19 protein-coding genes, 1 pseudogene and 1 other annotated feature are annotated in these 18,249 nt (G+C 36.3%); of the genes and pseudogenes, 6 read left to right on the top strand and 14 right to left on the bottom strand.

Annotated elements, in window-relative coordinates:
* Nucleotides 1-39: 39 nt before the first annotated feature.
* The 6 genes from KDN24_RS21400 to KDN24_RS21375 all read right to left on the bottom strand — a co-directional run bounded on the left by KDN24_RS21400 (nt 40) and on the right by KDN24_RS21375 (nt 7,235).
* The gene (locus KDN24_RS21400) at nt 40-1,074 is read right to left on the bottom strand and encodes a DUF2332 domain-containing protein (protein ID WP_409974210.1); all 1,035 of its coding nucleotides are present in this window, start codon (nt 1,072-1,074) and stop codon (nt 40-42) included.
* Complete coding sequence (locus KDN24_RS21395) at nt 1,061-1,858, bottom strand: NUDIX domain-containing protein (protein ID WP_409974211.1); 798 nt, start codon at nt 1,856-1,858, stop codon at nt 1,061-1,063. Before KDN24_RS21395 ends, KDN24_RS21400 begins: the two co-directional genes overlap by 14 nt.
* Entirely contained in the window at nt 1,855-3,348 is a 1,494-nt protein-coding gene (locus tag KDN24_RS21390) for an amidase family protein (RefSeq protein WP_409974347.1), read from the bottom strand. The genes KDN24_RS21395 and KDN24_RS21390 overlap by 4 nt, the downstream gene beginning before the upstream one ends.
* 480 nt (nt 3,349-3,828) lie before the next feature.
* A complete protein-coding gene (locus KDN24_RS21385) occupies nt 3,829-4,050 on the bottom strand; it encodes a hypothetical protein (protein WP_409974212.1) in 222 nt (73 codons plus the stop codon).
* A gap of 287 nt (nt 4,051-4,337) precedes the next feature.
* Nucleotides 4,338-6,563, bottom strand: a complete 2,226-nt coding sequence (locus tag KDN24_RS21380; protein WP_409974213.1) for a YcdB/YcdC domain-containing protein — start codon at nt 6,561-6,563, stop codon at nt 4,338-4,340.
* A 231-nt stretch (nt 6,564-6,794) separates the two neighbouring features.
* Nucleotides 6,795-7,235, bottom strand: a complete 441-nt coding sequence (locus KDN24_RS21375) for a GNAT family N-acetyltransferase (RefSeq protein WP_409974214.1) — start codon at nt 7,233-7,235, stop codon at nt 6,795-6,797.
* Between the two features lie 209 nt (nt 7,236-7,444).
* Between KDN24_RS21375 and KDN24_RS21370 the strand changes: the two are divergent.
* The 5 genes and pseudogenes from KDN24_RS21370 to KDN24_RS21350 form a co-directional block, all read left to right on the top strand.
* A pseudogene (locus tag KDN24_RS21370) lies at nt 7,445-7,546 on the top strand (NUDIX hydrolase); the annotation flags it as partial.
* A 72-nt stretch (nt 7,547-7,618) separates the two neighbouring features.
* Nucleotides 7,619-8,260, top strand: coding sequence for a pyridoxamine 5'-phosphate oxidase family protein (locus KDN24_RS21365; protein WP_409974215.1), 642 nt, complete (start codon nt 7,619-7,621; stop codon nt 8,258-8,260).
* Between the two features lie 148 nt (nt 8,261-8,408).
* Nucleotides 8,409-8,678, top strand: a binding site (T-box leader).
* Nucleotides 8,679-8,775: 97 nt separating this feature from the next.
* Entirely contained in the window at nt 8,776-10,245 is a 1,470-nt protein-coding gene (gene lysS, locus KDN24_RS21360) for a lysine--tRNA ligase (protein ID WP_409974216.1), read from the top strand.
* Between the two features lie 159 nt (nt 10,246-10,404).
* Complete coding sequence (locus KDN24_RS21355) at nt 10,405-10,824, top strand: NUDIX hydrolase (protein WP_409974217.1); 420 nt, start codon at nt 10,405-10,407, stop codon at nt 10,822-10,824.
* A 43-nt stretch (nt 10,825-10,867) separates the two neighbouring features.
* A complete protein-coding gene (locus KDN24_RS21350) occupies nt 10,868-11,323 on the top strand; it encodes a GNAT family N-acetyltransferase (protein WP_409974218.1) in 456 nt (151 codons plus the stop codon).
* Nucleotides 11,324-11,330: 7 nt separating this feature from the next.
* On the opposite strand, the gene KDN24_RS21345 is transcribed toward KDN24_RS21350, so the two are convergent.
* Nucleotides 11,331-11,729: a YuzC family spore coat inner layer protein gene (locus KDN24_RS21345; protein ID WP_409974219.1), complete on the bottom strand. Its 399-nt coding sequence runs from the start codon at nt 11,727-11,729 to the stop codon at nt 11,331-11,333.
* A 212-nt stretch (nt 11,730-11,941) separates the two neighbouring features.
* Between KDN24_RS21345 and KDN24_RS21340 the strand changes: the two genes are divergently transcribed.
* Entirely contained in the window at nt 11,942-12,328 is a 387-nt protein-coding gene (locus KDN24_RS21340; protein ID WP_409974220.1) for a hotdog fold thioesterase, read from the top strand.
* A gap of 75 nt (nt 12,329-12,403) precedes the next feature.
* On the opposite strand, the gene mnhG is transcribed toward KDN24_RS21340, so the two are convergent.
* From mnhG to KDN24_RS21305, 7 genes are read right to left on the bottom strand one after another with little or no spacing between them, the layout of a single operon-like run.
* Nucleotides 12,404-12,757: a monovalent cation/H(+) antiporter subunit G gene (mnhG, locus tag KDN24_RS21335; RefSeq protein ID WP_409974221.1), complete on the bottom strand. Its 354-nt coding sequence runs from the start codon at nt 12,755-12,757 to the stop codon at nt 12,404-12,406.
* The gene (locus KDN24_RS21330; RefSeq protein WP_409974348.1) at nt 12,741-13,016 is read right to left on the bottom strand and encodes a Na(+)/H(+) antiporter subunit F1; all 276 of its coding nucleotides are present in this window, start codon (nt 13,014-13,016) and stop codon (nt 12,741-12,743) included. The genes mnhG and KDN24_RS21330 overlap by 17 nt, the downstream gene beginning before the upstream one ends.
* Before the next feature lie 8 nt (nt 13,017-13,024).
* Nucleotides 13,025-13,501, bottom strand: coding sequence for a Na+/H+ antiporter subunit E (locus KDN24_RS21325; protein ID WP_409974222.1), 477 nt, complete (start codon nt 13,499-13,501; stop codon nt 13,025-13,027).
* Nucleotides 13,502-13,505: 4 nt separating this feature from the next.
* Nucleotides 13,506-14,987 (bottom strand): Na+/H+ antiporter subunit D, encoded by a 1,482-nt coding sequence (locus tag KDN24_RS21320; RefSeq protein WP_409974223.1) that lies wholly within the window; start codon nt 14,985-14,987, stop codon nt 13,506-13,508.
* Nucleotides 14,980-15,321 carry a Na(+)/H(+) antiporter subunit C gene (locus tag KDN24_RS21315; protein ID WP_409974224.1) on the bottom strand — a complete coding sequence of 114 codons (342 nt, stop codon included), beginning with the start codon at nt 15,319-15,321 and terminating at the stop codon, nt 14,980-14,982. The genes KDN24_RS21320 and KDN24_RS21315 overlap by 8 nt, the downstream gene beginning before the upstream one ends.
* Nucleotides 15,321-15,743 carry a Na(+)/H(+) antiporter subunit B gene (locus tag KDN24_RS21310; protein ID WP_409974225.1) on the bottom strand — a complete coding sequence of 141 codons (423 nt, stop codon included), beginning with the start codon at nt 15,741-15,743 and terminating at the stop codon, nt 15,321-15,323. The genes KDN24_RS21315 and KDN24_RS21310 overlap by 1 nt, the downstream gene beginning before the upstream one ends.
* Nucleotides 15,730-18,129, bottom strand: coding sequence for a Na+/H+ antiporter subunit A (locus KDN24_RS21305; protein ID WP_409974226.1), 2,400 nt, complete (start codon nt 18,127-18,129; stop codon nt 15,730-15,732). Before KDN24_RS21305 ends, KDN24_RS21310 begins: the two co-directional genes overlap by 14 nt.
* Nucleotides 18,130-18,249: the final 120 nt, after the last annotated feature.

Genomic DNA, 18,249 nt, shown 5'->3' with positions numbered 1-18,249 from the left:
TGCCTCCTATATCGTTTTTCGATTAAGAGGCAGCTATTTTTATTTAGTATTTTCTAATTCCCAAGTAAACCATCTTCCGTGTCCATCTGTTTCCCCAATTATTTTATTATGCTCGATTCCATTAATAAAATAGTCAAGATGAAGCTTTTTATCCCACATATTATTGTACAAATGAAAGATGTCTCTTTTGCTTCCAATCGTTCTAATATTTTCTATGAGTTTTAATTTCATATTTTCTGGTATTTGATTGGCGACATGGGTATGAAATATACATATGACAGAATCGCTCGGAGCTTGTTCCACAATATGAGAAAGTAAAGCTATCCCATCACCTTCGACAAGTTTGACTGGATTTTCTTTCAAATGCTGAGCTGCCTTTTCAAATAGTTCTAATCTTTCTTCATGTTCAGGCCAAATAAGGGACTTTAACCAGAGAAAATCTTCCGAATCACTTAAATGATTAACATGTAAATCTAATCCTATTTTTGAAACGACAGGCGGGCTATGTTGAAGAAGGGAAGGGAATCTATTCCCTTTTATTTCCGCTGTTATATGAATAGTTGAGTTTTGGTCTCCAAATATTTTATTCGTTCCATAAGAGTATTGATATTTATCCCATAAAAGCTGCAAACCTGCACTCGTTCCAATTTCTATTAAGGATAAAGGCTTTTGTATCTTATTATACATATAGCAGAAACTTGGATAAAGATAAGCACAGCGCCTTACTTCATTCGTTTGTACGAGCTTGCTTTTTAGAATTACCTTCATTTCATCTTTATTAGCACGACAAAAATCTTTGAAAGTGTTAAAAGAATCCTTTCCTTCAAGTGGGTGTTTAGTAAGGCTCTGATAATATTTTTGGAGAGGATGCTCATGGCCTTTAAGTAATAAGTAATGAACAGCCCCGAACAGTAAATTTGGAACAGGTTGCCCTTCTTTTGCATTTAAACATAGCTTGAGCAGCTCCTCATCTTCAGCGATTTGAAGAGATAAAAACTTGTATAATTCACTTGAACCTTCACATTCGTGGGAAGCAAAATTTTTAAACCGTTGTGCTAAATTAATTTTGTCCAAATTCATGCTCCTTTTTCATTTCAAATCTACTAATAAGCTCATATGGCCGCACATGAAATGCTTCATATGGTAAATAATTTCCGTCCATCGCATCGAGCGTTCGATTTCTAAATGGTTGTCTCGAAATGAATTGGTTTATATTGTCTTTAGTCAGTTTAGTAAAGGCGACTTCACATGTTTCACTTTCTTCAGGCCTTAGTTCACCAGAAAGATATTTCCCTCTGAAAACAACACAAATGACTCCACTCGTCATATTTTGATAAATACCAGTGATTCCTTCAAGCTGAACGGTAGCTCCTGTTTCCTCTAATATTTCCCGATGGATAGCTTCTTCTAAAGTTTCACCTTCTTCTACTTGTCCCCCTGGTATTTCCATTGTATCGGCCCGATGCAAATTTCTTACTAGTAATACCTCGCCATGATGATTTGTAATATAGCCACAAACAGATACGATATGCTTTGGGGGATGATAAGTAGAAGGGAAGGCAGTTGATGTTAAGAAGTCTTGCTTGCACTCAATAAAGAGTTCCCCTAATTCCTTCCTTTTTTCATTTGCTTTTTCGTGAAGCTCACTTTTTCTAATTTTGCTTTCTATTTGTTCGTACTCCTCAATACTTTTATATTCCCAAATGGCAACGATCTCATCTTTCATTTCGTTCACCCAACGCCCCACTAATTTTGCACCATACTTCATTTGATTCGGATATAAATATGTATGAAAAAAGGTATTGAAATCATCTAGCTTTTCAGGCTTGATTTTGTACGTTTTCCTTCGATAAATCATTTGAAATTCACCTTTCCTTCATTTCTAAGCTGTGGAGCGCGTCTATGTTTAGTTGCTTGCTCAAAAGCATACGCTATTTTTATTAATGTGCCTTCAGAGAAAGCTGTCCCAGCAAATGTGATTCCAAAGGGTCTCCCATTTTTCTTATATCCAGCCTGTACGGCAATACTTGGATATCCAGCCTTTGCACAAATGGTTGAGCCTACATACGAAGGAAAAAGAATGGCATCAAGTTGATACTTGTTTAAAGTATAGTCAATACCCTGTTCTCGTGAAAAATATAGATCCTCCAATTTTGCATGTAAGTACTTTGGATTTCTTAATGTATTTGGCAACTCAGCCCGTTGCTCCAACTTATCTTGACCATATTTTAGTGCTTGATCTCCAATCCCTTTGTTAAACTCGATTAATTCAGCAACGGAATGAGTAGGCAATTGTGGTGGCAATTTGGAAAGATAGTTATCTAAACTATGCTTTAATTCAAATAAATGCACTCCCCAGCTCCATTCCCTATTAAAAGAAGGGATGTCAATATCTTCAATGAGAATGGCACCTTCATTTCTCATTGTTCGAATGACCTGTTTATATAACTCGTCATCATATTCATCTGATTGAAGAAATGATTCTGAAGCCTTTGTAAAAACACCAATTCTAGCATTTTTTAAACCAGACAGCTCTAAAAATTCAGTATATTTTTGCTGAGGGATATATTTACATTTGTAAGTTGCTGGGTCAGCGTCATCAAAACCAGTTAGAGCATCTAGTAATATAGCAGCATCTGTTACAGTCCTTGCAAATGGTCCTGCAGTATCTTGAGAATAAGTAAAAGGAATAATGCCGCTACGACTAATTAATCCTACAGTTGGTTTAATCCCTACGACTGAATTTTGGGTGGCTGGGCTTAATATAGATCCATCGGTCTCTGTACCAATCGAGCAAACAGTAAAATTTGCTGAAACCGCAACAGCCGAACCAGTGCTAGAACCGCCAACAAAGAGGTTAGCGTCTCCATAAGGATTCAATACTTGTCCACCTCTAGCACAGTAACCTGCCCACATTTCACTTGCCATTCCATTCGATAACTCTGTCATATTTGCTTTTCCTAAAATAACTGCACCAGCTTTTCGAAGCTTTTCAACAAGGAATGCATCATGGCTAGCAATATGAGTTTCTAAAGCAATTGTCCCTGCACTAGTATGCATGGAATCATGTGTTTCAATATTATCTTTAAGTAATACAGGAATTCCGTGTAAAGGACCTCTAGCACCAATGCTTTTTCTTTCATAATCTAGTGCTTCAGCTATGAAAATCGCGTCAGGATTTATTTCTAATATCGAATTAATAGAAGCACCATCTTGGTCATCCATGGCAATTCGTTGTAAATAATACATAATCAATTCTTTTGATGTCAGGACCCCGTCTTCCATCGCAGCTTGGATTTCATTAATTGTTAATTCATCTTTAAGAAATTCATTAAATATAATCATTATTAAATTCTCCTTGAAAAAATTCTCTTTTAAAAAGCTGTACCGTAATTAATAGCTTAATAGAACTACTTTCCTACATTAATTGCTGTTTCACTTATAATGAAGCTAAGCTGTAATCGTGTTAGCCAATTTTCTGAGCTACTACGATTGTTGGAAACCCCATTAATTTCTTCGTGATATTCTAAACCTTCCACAGCACAATAATCTACATTTAATTTTGCTATTCTATGGACGATCATGGCCCATTCTGCATCTGTCATTCTTTCTTTTGAATATGTATTTATATATTCTGCACTTTCCCGTGAAAAGGAGCAGGAACCAGCCGTAATATCAACTTGTTTGCCAAGCTCTAAGGAACAAATTCGTGCTTTTGGCTATGAGCCGCTACGTGTTTTAGTTCATCTAAATGATTCTTCCCCCATGTTAATAGACGGTCAAAATCACAATAATGGAAGTATTGACAACGGCCCGAGAGACCAAATTTTACAGATTCTCTACGTGCATTAGCTGCGCCTTTTTAGGGATAACTTTCATATGAAACTTGCTTTTTTCGATTTCCTTTATTAATTCCATTGATGTTTCATCACTAACTGTAATAAAAATCTCTGAATAAATATCTTCAATTTCTTTTTGTAGTGCTTGAAAGAGCTTCATATTCTTTCCGATAGGGTCATGTGTAACTGTAATGAGTGCAAGTTTGGCCATGATCATTACCTCGAATTTGTATTTGTTTATAGACTATATTGATGCATTCCATCTATATTTTACCATTACTATGTATAAGTAGTTTAATAAATATTACTTCTGTTTTGAATATTTGTAAAATATTGTATAGTTTATATCATATAATCATTTAAGGAGGGATGGTTTTGAAGGGGAATAAACAAGGTTTGTATTTCAATATGTTTTTAGGTATGGTAGGAACCATACTTATTTTATTAGACTGCAGCCAAACAAGTTTTCTTTGGTTGGCTACAGTCAAAATGTGAAGATTAATAATTTATTTGTATTCCTTTTTCATATACTTCATGGGCCAATGGAATAGCAGAGACGGCTAAATCCGCATAGGTTACTTCCTTTTTCGGGCTAAATTTATTATCGCTCGTTTTTAATAAATCTAATGAGTGTGCTAATGCTACAAAGCCGACATTTTCAGCTTTTACATCTTTTGCATCTGCAAACTTAAGCTGATAAATTCCTTGATTTTTTGCCGCTTGTTCCAGCCCTAAAATACGAATATACCAAACCGCTAACTCTTCTTTTGTAAGACTCTCGTTCAGATTAAAAGTTCCACCTTTCTTATCAAGAACTCCTAGCGTCACTGCACGTTCAATAACTTGATATAATGGATGATCAGGTTTGATATTATCAAATGATTGGTTATTGTTTTTTTGGTTAGGGTCGTATTCACGATAGAATCGTGTAAGAGACTTTATTATCATTTCAAGGGCTTCGCCTTTTGTAACCTTTTTGTTAGCATCAAATGTCTTTGCATCCTTAACATTTATGATCCCAGCTTGAATTAGATAATTAAGTTCCTTCTCAGCCCAAGGATGCGAAACAGCCTGTTGATTATTATTTATAATACTATTCCATTCGCCTGTCTTTGCATTTAAAAAGCTAAATGGATTTTTGCTGAATTTTGGTGTATACACAAGTTGATAGTGATTATTTTTTTTGTCGAATCGTTCTTTTACATAGTTAAGTTCTAGAGTTAACTGCTCAAAAAATTTGGCTTTTGCGTTTTCCTTAGAAATCACTTTTTCAGCTGATGGCCAATTTTGAATGTCGGACTGATTTACATTTAAACCGATTAAAGAACCATCAGCGGACACACTGACAGAAAGCAAATCCCCAATGACGAGAATTCCATTTACAACTCTTGGGAAGCTAAAATGATAGACTTCTCTATCTTCATCTAAATATGTTTCATGGGTTGGCAGCGCATAATTGTGAAGATAAGATGGAGAGTACTGTTTTAAATATTTTACTGCTTGATTGAGAGCATCTTTACTTGATATTGGCTGACTTGTTTTTTTACTTTCAGCGCTCTCTTTAAGGAGTTCACTCTTGAGATCATGATATTGAATGATTTCTCCAGTACGTTTATCTAACTCTAAGCTTGTCCCAGTTCCACCATTACGGTATTCATACATATATTGAATACTAATGATCTCTTGGCCATTGTGATTTTTTCTTTCTTCAATGGAATTAATTTTTAATTTATACTCTTTTGAATCAATTGCCAGTAATTTTTCTGCTAAAGCCTTTGCTTCTTCTAAAGAAAAATTCGTTTTGTTAGGCTGAATTGGTTGAGTAGTAATACGTTCAATCACTTTTTCTTTTGGGAATTCAGGGGAAAAGCCGTTTATCGTCTGCCACTCTCCAGAAATAGCATGTATACCGATGACATCACTAGTCGGTTGATACACGAGTTTTACGTCTCTGTCATCTGTTTGAAAATCATAATTTATACTGTAGTATAAATCAAATGTAAGATTCTCTTTCATTTTCGACATCATCTCATTCTTGGGCAAAACTTTCGTTACATCATCATATGATGGAGAACCATTACTGCTTGAATGACGAGAAAAATAAATGATCTCGCCATTTCCGAGTACACCTATTTGAATCTGGTCGTCTGAAACAGGGACTTTATTTTTTATTCGAACGAAAGAAAATGAATAGCGGATGGGCTCTGTAGGTATTTGATTACCAGAAAAGTAATCAAATCCGTCATTAACTAGCTGATACTCACTGCTTTCAGGAAATTTTTTTAGAAATGCTTGTGCCGTTTCTTTTGCTTTATCTTTTGTCACTTTTGCTGGAAATAAAGCATCTTTTGCATTAGCCGGCTGATAGAAAAAGCGTTCAATCTCTAATTGCTCTCCAACAAAGCCAACATTCCCATAAATTTGCTTTCCGTTTTCATTTTTGTGAAAGCTTAAATCATAGCGAATGGAATCATCATTAGGGTAGCGGTGACCGTTTTCTATATTAAAATCACTATCATTTAAAAATTTAAATTGTGGAAAAAATGCTTTGAATTTCTTTATAAGCTCACTTTTTGAAACAAGTTTTTCTGACTGAGCAATTTGAATTTGTACGTTTTTATTACTCTCATTTACAACTGATGTTGCATCTACACCTGGTGCAAAAATTCCGATTGATAGACTAGTAGACAATGTTAAGATTCCAAGATTCCTTAAGTTTCTCAAAATATCCCTCCTAATATTTGGCAATCCTTTTAATTATAGCCTAATCTGCCAGAAATGTATAACAAATATATGAATTTTTCCCATATAATGTAAGTTGTTAAGGAATATCAAAAACGGTTACCTGGAGCCAAACCTTAATAGAGGGAGAAATACTATATGATTGAGCATAGTCAATCCTTCAAGATGAACTAAAAAAAGCCAATCTCTTAATGAGATTGACCTCTAAAAAGTTTACGTTAATTTTTTATACATCACAATATGTGGGCCAATTGGTGGATAATCAAAGACTTCACCCTGTTCTATAAAACCTAATTTATTGTAATACGCTTGTACGGTCGTTCGAGCTTTACACCAGATTAGATGAACTTCTTTGTCTTTTATCAAGCTTTCGAAATAGGCAACGATTGCTCTACCTGCTCCTAGCTTTCGATAATCTTCTAGAGTTGCCATTCCTCGTAAACGATATTGTTTATCATCAGGAAAATCAGGATTCCTTTCGAGGCAAAAAGAAGCAATGCTGATTAGTTTTCCTTCATAAAACGCGCCAATATGAAATGCACCATCTTCATGATCTGTCTCATATTTACAATCATCAATCGTTTGGTGAGGACGTAAAACACTATGTCTAAGACTGTAGGTCATTTCAGGCTTTATGGTTCTAACATCAATCATGTTTTTCCTCCAATCTCATATAATAAAATGAATCTATTTATTAAAATGCACTATATAATTCTCTTCTTCTTTTAATATTTCCTGCTTTCGGTGAATTCATTAATAAAAGAATAATAGGGAGATAACTCTATAATGGAAAAGGGAGGAAAATAAAAGGCAGTGTCGAAATATGTTTGTTAAGATGAATATTATTATTTCTGGAGGAAGTTATGGGTTATATTGAAGATTTACGCAAGATTGTTGGCAATCAGCCTCTCATATTAGTCGGAGTTGCCGTAGCGGTCATTAATGAATCAGGAGAAATTTTAATATCCTTATAATATTTCGGTATCCCCTTCCATTCGTTTTAAAATGAAAAGATTATCAACTTTAAAGGAGATAAGATGAGTATTATGTTTAAAGAGATTATTACGACAAAAGAAGAATTTGAAGAGTTTTGTTCATTTATAGGAAAACCAAGCGAAAGAGCGACGAATAAAGTAATTTCGTTTATCGATCAGCATTGCAGAGATTTTATTGCCAAATCCCCTTTTTTGTCTATAGCAACTGCTAATGAAGAAGGGAAATGTGACGTTTCACCGCGAGGAGACTCCCCTGGGTTTGTGACAGTTCTCGATGAACAACATTTGTTTATACCAGAGCGTCCGGGAAATCGAAGAATGGACTCTGCCCATAACATTATTTCCAATCCTTATATCGGTCTCCTATTTTACATTCCAGGATTAGGCGAGACTTTGAGAATAAATGGGAAAGCTTATATTTGTCGTGATCAAGAACTACTTGAAAAGAATAGGGTAAATGGCCGAGCTCCACTTTTTGGGATAGGAGTAGAGGTAAAAGAGTGTTATGTTCATTGTGCAAAAGCTTTCATACGATCAGAGTTATGGAATCCAGATTCATGGTTAGCAAAGGAGAACCTACCCTCAGCTCCTCAAATGCTAGTCGCACACACTAAAATTCCTAATGTAACGGCTGAGCAAGTAGCAAAGGAATTACAAGAGAGCTATAAGAGCCGGCTTTATTGATTGAAGGCAAAGAAGTTAAAAATTCGTAATGATATATCAAGAGTTTAAAAGTAGCGCTTTTTTCAAATGAATAAATTGACAAATAATTGAAAGGTATTGACTTATTTCCTTTAATTTCATAGAATGATTTTTATTATTAAATACAGAACACATAGCTATGAAGAGAAGAGTAATTATGATTAATTATTTTTAGAGAGCTCCTGTTTGGTGGGAAGGAGTAATAATGATCTTAATGAAAAAAGACTTGGAGCTTCGCATGGATCTAAGGTGACATTCTTAGTGATATTGCGACGGGATCTCCCGTTATAGAGATAGGGTATAATCAATTATAATAAATTGCCGTACCCGAAGAGGTTGATATGGCAACATATCAATAAACTGAGGTGGTACCACGAAGCTAATAACTCTCGTCCTCAAGATGAATATCTTGGAGGTGGGAGTTTTTTTGTTGGATAAATCTATAAATTTATCGTTTCAAGTTTCAATAATCTAACAAAATGGCTGGAGGGAAAAGAATGAGTAATGAACAAATGGATCTAAGAATAGAGAAGATAGAGGCCTTAAAATCTCAGGGAATCTCGGTCTATCCTGAGCGATTTTCTACCAATTATGAACTTTATGAAGCGTCCCTTCTTGATGATGGTATTTCAGGTGTGCGGGTTGCTGGAAGAATTGTAGGGATTAGAAATTTTAGCAAATTGACTTTTATAACGATATCCAATATTGATGGCGGTTTACAGCTTCTTTTGAAAAAAGAAGAGGTTGGGGAGGCTGTATTTAATGAATTTCAAAAAGTAATCGACATTGGTGATTTTATCGGTGTTGAAGGACTTATGTATACGACGAAATCGAATGAAAAAACATTGAGAATTCATTATTATGTATTTCTCGGGAAGGCTTTCCGAACATTACCAGAGAAGTGGCATGGGTTAACTTCTATTGAAACACGATATAGGCAGCGCTACTTAGATTTAATTATGACAAAGGAAACGCAAAGTCGTTTGTTGACTCGAACAAAAATGGTGCGTGCTATTCGAAGATTTTTTGAAGAACAACATTTTTTAGAAGTTGAAACGCCAGTCTTACAGCATACTTCCTCTGGGGCATTAGCTAAACCTTTTAAGACCTTCCATCATTCTTTAGACACTGAATTAAATTTACGAATTGCTCCAGAAACGTATTTAAAAAGATTAATCATTGGCGGCTTTACGAAAGTATTTGAATTTGCAAAGTGTTTTAGAAATGAAGGAATCAGTCCCCAGCATCTTCAAGAGTTTACGATGGTTGAAGGATATGCTGCATACTGGAATTATGAGGATACAATGAAATTAATGCGTAAGATGCTCCTCTTTGTTCTTGAACAAACATTCAATACAACTGTGATTACCATTCAAGGTCAATCCATTGATTTTTCATTAGATTGGACTATTGTGTCATTCAGAGATTTAATCTTAAGAGATGTTGGGATTGACATCGACCTTTATCCTGATGTTAAAGATTTACTTCAAGAAATGAAAAAGAGAAATATTGATATCAATCATATGGATATCGAATCTTTAGGGAGAGGCAATCTCATTGATCTCCTTTATAAAAAAGTGAGCAGACCGCAAATGATTCATCCGACATTTTTAATTCAACATCCGATTGATTTATCGCCATTAGCTAGGGCCAATGATCATAACCCTGCTCTAACAGATCGATTCCAGCTAGTAGTGAACGGTTCAGAAATAATCAATGCGTATTCAGAGTTAGTAGATCCGCTTGAACAAAGAAAAAGACTAGAAGCTCAAGCTTTTTTAAAGAGTAATGGAGATCTAGAAGCGATGGAAATGGATGAAGATTATTTAACCGCTATGGAGTATGGGATGCCCCCTATCTCTGGCTTTGGATTTGGGATTGAGCGCTTATTAATGGTATTAACGGAAAGTGATACGATTAAGGATTGTGTACTATTTCCATTGACTAAAAAAAATGAAAACCATTAACATTCCGTTAAATTAGCGATTCTTCAATTAAGAAGAGTCGCTTTTCTATAAGTAAATTAATGGGTAAAAGTTGAACGATTATACAAGAGAAGCAAATAAAAAGGAAATGAGCGAACTTTGGAGAAGTAATCATGAGAGAACGTTAGGGGAGGTCAGCAATTGTTTATTGTCAATGTTGAAGGAGCAATAAGAAAAAATGATAAATGGTTAATCATTATGAGAAGTAAAAAAGAGGAACATGCTGGAGGGATGCTTTCGCTTGTTGGGGGAAAGGTAGAATTAGAAGGCAACTCAACAAATATATTAGAGAGAACAGTCAAGCGTGAGATATTTGAAGAAGTGGGAGTGAAAGTAAAAGACAGACTAATTTACGTTCATAGTACATCTTTCGTAACGGATAAAGGCGAAAATGTCATCGATATAGTTTTTCTATGTGAACATGAAACTGGTGAAGCATTCCCGAAAAGTCATGATGAAGTAGAACAAGTATTATGGTTAACGACTGAAGAAATAGTAAGCCATCCGAAAGCACCTAGTTACTTAAAGGAAAGTATAAAACAAGCTGAATCATGCATATGAAATGAAAAAAATTTGTTCATTAGTAGGGAGGGGGATGATTAATATGTATCAATATTTCAACGGCTTCGTCATAAGAGAAGGGACTGATGATGTGCCTGCCGATTGTGTTGAAGCACTTTTCGAAAATGCTGGCTGGGTAAGGAGTACGCCATCCTGGCAGAAAGAAAAGTTTACATTAATATTCAAAAATTCTACTTGGGCCTTTACTGTTTGGGATAATGACAGAATGGTTGGCATGGTTAGGGTCATCTCGGATAAAATTATGGCTGCTAATATAATGGATTTAGTTATTTTATCTGATTATCGTGGGAAAGGTATTGGAAAAAAGCTTGTAGAGCTTTGTGTACAAAAACTCCCTCATGGTGACTGGTTTGCGCACACTTCAGCTAATAATTTCCCTTTCTATGAAAAGTGCGGCTTTGAAGTAAAGGACTTAACTAAAAATGGTACTTGTGCCTATTATGGATACATTCAAGCACGTAAAGATGGGCATAGGTAAGAATTGGTTACACCCATCTTAACTTTACTGCCAACTGACAGCATTTTTGCTGCTCAATACCTGATTCAAAGTTTAAGTACAATCCATCGGGTGTATACGAAACCTTTGGAATTCTTTTAATGCCAGTTGATTTAAGCATGTTTTGAATTTTATCTTGCTTAGACGCTTGGGCTGCACTCATAAATTCAAAAGAGAATTGTCTGGATGAAGCCATTTTTGTTAAGAGCAAGGTTGCATCATGCATGAGTGTTTCCATTTCTTTTGCAGACTTCATAAACGTCGCTGGATTTATAGTTGGGTACTGTCTAAATGCATGCTGTGGGTGGTAGTGATTATGGTATTTATTATGAAAATACGAAGGGCTGCTCATATTACCATTGTGATAAGGATAAAAGTTTGAGTTCACAATTAGTCCCCTTTCCTCATTATGTTTATCCATTGATATATTGTATTTTTCCTTACGGATTATGTGCTTTCTATGGATGTAAATAATAAAATGGAGTAACAGATATGCTTTTTCAAAGCCTGCAGCAAAAGGATACCTTTCCTTTTAATAGGGGATGTTCCACATTTAAGTAGTACTAGAAAAATAGTTAAATGATGAAGGGAGATTTTATTATGGACATTAAGAATACGCTTATCGGGGCTTTAGGAATAGAAATAACATTATTAGAAAAAGGAAAAGTCATCGCGACGATGCCTATTGACGAACGAACAAAACAGCCATTTGGGTTATTACATGGAGGTGCTTCTGTTGCCCTTGCAGAAACGGTAGCAAGCATTGGGGCGTTTGAGTTGGTCGATAAAGAAACAGAAGCAGTAGCAGGACTGGAAATAAATGCTAATCATGTGAAGGCAAAACGAGATGGAGTTGTAACAGCCATCGCCACGGTTCTTCATCAAGGAAGAACAACGATGGTATGGGATATTAAAATAGTTGATGAGCAGGAACAGCTCATTTGTGTTTCAAGATGTACAATGGCTGTTATAAAATTAAAGAAATAGTTTGTTTGAAAACGAAAAGGAGGGCACCCAAAAATTTGGGAAGCTCTCCTTTTTTATTCTCGATGACGAGCGTCATTACTTTTTTTTGTTAGAGCGGACTTTTTTCAAATCATCCTGTACACTTGAGTTGCTTAGTTTGACACCAGAATTGTAGGCGGCACGGCTAATTAAATGACCAGCAACAGGTGAGGTCATGAAAACAAAGACAATTCCAAGGATGACTCTTGAGTTAAAATGTCCTTCTTCCATATAAAAATAAAGAAATGTGCCAAGCAAAATCGACATAACCCCTAAAGTAGCAGCCTTAGAAGCAGCATGGTTTCTTGTATACACATCTGGAAGCCGGAGAACTCCAAAAGCAGCAGCAAGACTTAGAAATGCCCCAATCAAAATAAATCCAGCAATTAAAAATTTAATTATCTCTGTCATTGTCAATGATGACCCCCTTTTCCAAGTATTTAGAAAAGGCTACTGTGCCGATAAAGGATAAAATACCGATAAGCAAAATAATCTCTAAAAAGGCATTTGTTTTTAGAAAAATAGATGTTAAAGCGACGACAGCTACGAGATTAATGCCAATCGCATCAAGTGCGACAACTCGATCTGGAATCGTCGGACCTTTAATAACTCGATATAATAAGCCGAGAATGGCAACAGATATACAGACGATAGCAATCTTTACAACCATTTCGATCATTACCGGCTCACCTCCATGATCGCTTTCTCAAATGTTCCTTTAATCGAGTTAATGGCATCTTCAGCATCATCTATATCAATGGCATGAATATAGAGAATTTTATTATCCTCGGAAACATCGACGACTAGTGTTCCAGGTGTTAAAGTAATTAAGTTTGCGAGAATTGTAACTTCCCATTCTTTTTCTAACACGGTTGGCAGTGCAAATATCCCAGGTTTTATCTCGAGCTTCGGTTTTAAAATGACTTTTAAAACGGATATATTTGATAAAATCAACTCTTTGATAAAAATAAAGCCAAGATTAAGTACAGCGAAAACCTTCCAAATGTAAAAGCGTGTTTGAAAAAAACGTCGAAAGGAAAACAAGATGACAAGTCCGAAAAAATAGCCAACCATAAAGGTTAAAGGATCATATGACATTTTGAAAAACATCCAAACAAACGCGAGAAATATGTTTAATAATATTTGAAATGCCATATGCTCACTCCTTTAAAACGGCTTCAATATATATATTTGGGTTTGCAAGTGTTTCAGCAGCCTGTGAAATATATGGAAAAACAAACTCAGAGCCTAAACCATATAGGGCTGAACAAATAACTAGAAGGACTGGTGCAATGAGGAGTTTGCGAACGGGCACTTTATCCTCATTTGCAAAGTCTTGCGGCTTTCCCCAAAAACCATGAATAAAGATTTTCATAATCGAAAATAAGACGAGTAAACTAGAGAGTAAAATAATCCCTGATCCCCAATAATGCTTACCCTCAATTCCTCCTTGAACGATGAATAGTTTACCGATAAATCCGCTTAGTGGCGGGATTCCAGCGAGTGCCAGTGCTGCAATAAAGAAGGTCCAGCCTAATCCAGGGTAGCGCTTTATTAATCCACTCATTTTTCGCAAATCACTCGTACCTGTAATCGCAATCATAATCCCAATCAGGAAGAAAAGAGCTGCCTTAATCATCATATCGTGAATGAGATAAAAAACGGAGCCTGTCAATGATTCAGGGGTCATGACAGCTGCGCCGAATAGAATAACCCCGACGGCAACGACAATATTGTAAATAATAATTTTTTTCAAATCGTTAAAGGCAATAGCACCAATGACGCCGACGATGACGGTAAGGATCGCAAGAATGCTTAATAGACTATGTGTGTAGCCTGTATCTGTTACGAAAAATAACGTATATGTCCGTATAATGGAATACACACCAACTTTCGTCAGCAACGCTCCAAATAAGGCCATAACAGGTGCTGGGGGGGCGTAGTATGAGCCTGGAAGCCAAAAGTATAATGGGAATATCGCGCCTTTAATACCGAAGACAATTAGAAATAAGACGGCGATAACGGTAATAATTCCAGATTGACCAATTTCACTAATGCGGACCGAAATATGTGCCATATTCAAAGTTCCGACTACTGAATATAAATACCCGACAGCGATAACAAATAATGCGGAAGAGATAACGTTTACTAAAATATATTTAATCGTTTCACGCAACTGGATTTTTGTTCCCCCAATGACAAGCAAAACATATGAAGACATGAGCAAAACCTCAAAAAAGACGAATAGGTTAAAAATATCTCCTGTCGTAAATGCACCGATGACTCCAACTAGCAGGAAATTCAATGCAGAGTAATAATAGTATTTTTCCCGTTCAATTCCGACTGAGCGGAAAGAATAAAGGACGGTAGCAAATGCGATCAAGCTTGTCGTTAAAACGAGCAGCGCAGAAAGCATATCAGAGACGAGGGTAATGCCAAAAGGTGCTTGCCAGCTTGAAACATCTAATGTCTGAATCCCATTTATATGCACCTTCTGGACGAGTAATAATGAAACAACAACATTTATAAAGGCAGAAATGCAAGAAATCCAACGTTGTACTGGAACGTTTTTCACAAAAAAGATGAGAATGATTCCTGTGAAAAACGGAATTAAGATTGGTAATATTAAAAAGTTAATCATTGCCTTCATTCCCTCGCAATCTTTCCAAATTGTCCGTTCCAAGCTCTTGATAGGATCGATAAGCAAGTACTAAAAAGAAGGCTGTGACTCCGAAGCTAATGACGATCGCTGTTAAAATTAATGCTTGTGGAATCGGATCGGTATAAGCGCTAGCTTCTTCCCCTAATAATGGTGGAGCCCCCCTCTTGAGGCCACCCATCGTTAAAAGCAGCAAGTGTGCACCATGGCTTAGCAGCCCGGTTCCGATAATAATTCTGAGAATGCTTTTGGAAAGCATTAAATAAGTTGCCGTAGTAAATAGAATCCCAATGACAAAAGCCATCACTATTTCCATTACTCATCCTCCCCAATTGTTTGAATAATGGTCATCGTTACCCCAACAACGACTAGGAATACACCAAGATCAAAGATGGTAGCAGTATGGAGCGACGTTTCTCCTAAAAGCGGTAAATGAATATCACCAAAGGCATGTGTTAAAAAAGGTACATCGAAAAATAGAGCAGCTGCGCCAGTTGCCCCAGCAAACAATAGCCCAGTTGCTGTCATATACATATAATTAATCGGCAGGATTTCCTTGACCGTTTTTATATCGTAAGCTAATAAAAGTAACACAATCGCCCCTGATGTAAGCAATCCACCAACAAATCCCCCGCCTGGTGTGTAATGTCCCGCAAAGAAAATATGGATAGAGAAAAGAATAATGATAAACAACACGACTTTTGTCGTCGTTTGCAAAATGATATTATTTGTTTTCATTTTTCTTCCCTCCTTTTAAGCTTAACTTGATCATTCCGAAAATCCCTAATCCAGCAATAGCTAGGACAGTAATTTCAAACATCGTATCAAATCCCCGAAAATCAACGAGGATGACGTTAACCATGTTTTTGCCAGCTGCTTCCTCGTAAGTGTTTTCCACATAGTACCCGGCAATAGAATCGAATAGTTTGTTGCTATGTGCTGAAAGGGCTATTAACGTGACGATTGCACCAACGCCAATGGAAATAACAGCATTTGTAAGTTTAAAACGAATCTTTTCCACATCTCTCTTAAGCTGTGGGAGCTTATAGAAGCAAAGCAAGAAAAGAGCAACTGAAATCGTTTCAATGACGAGCTGTGTTAATGCTAAATCTGGTGCACGGAATAATACAAAAAATATGGCGACTGTATAGCCGATCGAGCCAAGTAGTAGAATCGATGTTAATCTCGTTTTCGCAAACAGAATGCTGATCGATGCGACAACAATGGCCAATGCTAATAGAATTTCATAAAATCCAATTGAAGAAATATTGGAAGTATTAAACTTAAAGGCATTTTTCACGCCAATTGTCGAAGCTAGAATGATAATAAAGAATGTAAAAATATAAATGAGATATGTTCTGATGGAGCCGCTCATATACATTTTTGTAAGCTTATTTGCAATGCGCTGCATTCCTTCCAAGCTATTATCATAAAGACGATTTAAGGTTAGCTTATTAGGGAAGAAATGATAGATTTTGCGCCACTTCGGAAATGTTAAGAAAAGCACAATTCCAAAGACGACTACACCGATTGTCATGAACAATTCTGGTGATAAGCCATGCCAAAAAGAAATGTGAACATTTATATCACTATTTGGCATGATAGAGCTCGTTGCGGGAGCAATTAGACTATCCGATAGAATATTAGGAAAGAGCCCGAACACAATGACTAATGCAGCAAGAATGATGGGTGAAATTAACATGCCGATAGGTGCTTCGTGTGGCTTCTTCATTAACTTTTCAGTCTGGATTTTACCAGTAAACGTTTTGAAAACGAGAATCATGCTATAAATAAATGTAAATACACTAGCGAGCCATGCGATAACTGGGAAGAGTATGCCCCATGTATCTAGACTGAAAATATGTAGATCTAGTACTCGATTCATCCCCATGAAGAACATTTCTTTACTTAAAAACCCATTGAATGGAGGGAGGCCTGCCATTGAAAATGTTCCAATAATGGCAATTGTAAACGTAATCGGCATGAAATTCATTAACCCACCAAGATTACGAATATCTCTCGTACCTGTTTCATGATCAACAATTCCAGCAACCATAAAAAGACTTCCCTTAAATGTTGCATGATTTATTAAATGGAACACCGCTGCAGTCGTTGCCAATCCAAAATATTGATTATCAATCCCTTCGAAATGAAGTGCAGCAGCACCTATCCCGAGCAGAGACATAATTAAGCCGAGTTGGCTGACTGTTGAAAACGCAAGGATTGCTTTAAGGTCTGTCTGTTTTACAGCTGAAAAAGAACCCCAAAACAATGTAACGAGCCCAAATCCTGCAATTAACCATAACCAAAGACCTTGTTCAGCAAAAACAGGACTCATTCGCGCAACTAAATAAATGCCTGCTTTCACCATCGTTGCTGAATGTAAATAAGCACTAACTGGTGTTGGCGCTTCCATGGCGTCTGGGAGCCAGATGTGAAAAGGGAATTGTGCAGACTTTGTAAAAGCTCCTAATAAGAAACAGAGTAAAGCAGGAATAAACAACGGTTCAGTTGAAATAATCGCAGCTTGCTCGATAATTTCCGAAATATGAAATGTATCCGTCATCATGTAGAGGAGGATGATTCCTCCAAGCATAGATAAGCCGCCGAGCACCGTAATGAGCATTGATTTTTGTGCACCATATCTAGACTTCTCCTTATGATACCAATACCCGATTAATAAGAAGGAAGAAAAACTAGTAAATTCCCAAAATGTATATAAAACGATTAAGTTATCTGAAAGAACAACTCCAAGCATTGCACCCATAAAGAGTAATAAATACACATAGAATGTATTAAGTTTTTCCTTCTCTTTTGCTAAATAGTAGATCGAATATAGTACGACTAATGCTCCGATTCCTGAAATAAGCAGGGCGAATAACAATCCAAGTCCGTCTACCTTCACAGTAAAGTCAATGCCAAGCACTGGAATCCATGGAACTGACTCGATTATTATTTCTTTTTTAGAAATAAAGGGTAAAAAGGAAAGGAAATAACTAAATAATAAAATCGGCAAAGGAAGAACGAACCATCCTGTATGAATACGTCGAAAAAGCTTATACAAAATAGGAATGAAAATCGCAAGTAAAAATGGTGAAATAACTGCGAGGTGAAGTAAGGACAAAACATGACCCCCTTAAGAAGAATTACATTTTTCAGTGAACGTATTTTGCAATAAAAAAGTGACGAATATCCAGGCCTCTTATGCAATGGCAGGATTTCCGTCACCTTATCTTTTGTTTAT

The sequence above is a fragment of the Cytobacillus sp. Bva_UNVM-123 genome (genome assembly GCF_046351715.2).
Classification (GTDB): domain Bacteria; phylum Bacillota; class Bacilli; order Bacillales; family Cytobacillaceae; genus Cytobacillus.
This window is presented reverse-complemented; position numbering and strand designations above follow the sequence as displayed.

Excerpts from the sequence above, each read along its gene's own strand:
- KDN24_RS21325 (WP_409974222.1), bottom strand. The coding sequence starts at position 13,501 with ATGGCATTTCAAATATTATTAAACATATTTCTCGCGTTTGTTTGGATG.
- mnhG (WP_409974221.1), bottom strand. The coding sequence starts at position 12,757 with ATGACAGAGATAATTAAATTTTTAATTGCTGGATTTATTTTGATTGGG.
- KDN24_RS21310 (WP_409974225.1), bottom strand. The coding sequence starts at position 15,743 with ATGAAAACAAATAATATCATTTTGCAAACGACGACAAAAGTCGTGTTG.
- KDN24_RS21375 (WP_409974214.1), bottom strand. The coding sequence starts at position 7,235 with ATGATTGATGTTAGAACCATAAAGCCTGAAATGACCTACAGTCTTAGA.
- KDN24_RS21315 (WP_409974224.1), bottom strand. The coding sequence starts at position 15,321 with ATGGAAATAGTGATGGCTTTTGTCATTGGGATTCTATTTACTACGGCA.
- KDN24_RS21320 (WP_409974223.1), bottom strand. The coding sequence starts at position 14,987 with ATGATTAACTTTTTAATATTACCAATCTTAATTCCGTTTTTCACAGGA.
- KDN24_RS21385 (WP_409974212.1), bottom strand. The coding sequence starts at position 4,050 with ATGGCCAAACTTGCACTCATTACAGTTACACATGACCCTATCGGAAAG.
- lysS (WP_409974216.1), top strand. The coding sequence starts at position 8,776 with ATGAGTAATGAACAAATGGATCTAAGAATAGAGAAGATAGAGGCCTTA.
- KDN24_RS21365 (WP_409974215.1), top strand. The coding sequence starts at position 7,619 with ATGAGTATTATGTTTAAAGAGATTATTACGACAAAAGAAGAATTTGAA.
- KDN24_RS21330 (WP_409974348.1), bottom strand. The coding sequence starts at position 13,016 with ATGGTTGTAAAGATTGCTATCGTCTGTATATCTGTTGCCATTCTCGGC.
- KDN24_RS21350 (WP_409974218.1), top strand. The coding sequence starts at position 10,868 with ATGTATCAATATTTCAACGGCTTCGTCATAAGAGAAGGGACTGATGAT.
- KDN24_RS21340 (WP_409974220.1), top strand. The coding sequence starts at position 11,942 with ATGGACATTAAGAATACGCTTATCGGGGCTTTAGGAATAGAAATAACA.
- KDN24_RS21395 (WP_409974211.1), bottom strand. The coding sequence starts at position 1,858 with ATGATTTATCGAAGGAAAACGTACAAAATCAAGCCTGAAAAGCTAGAT.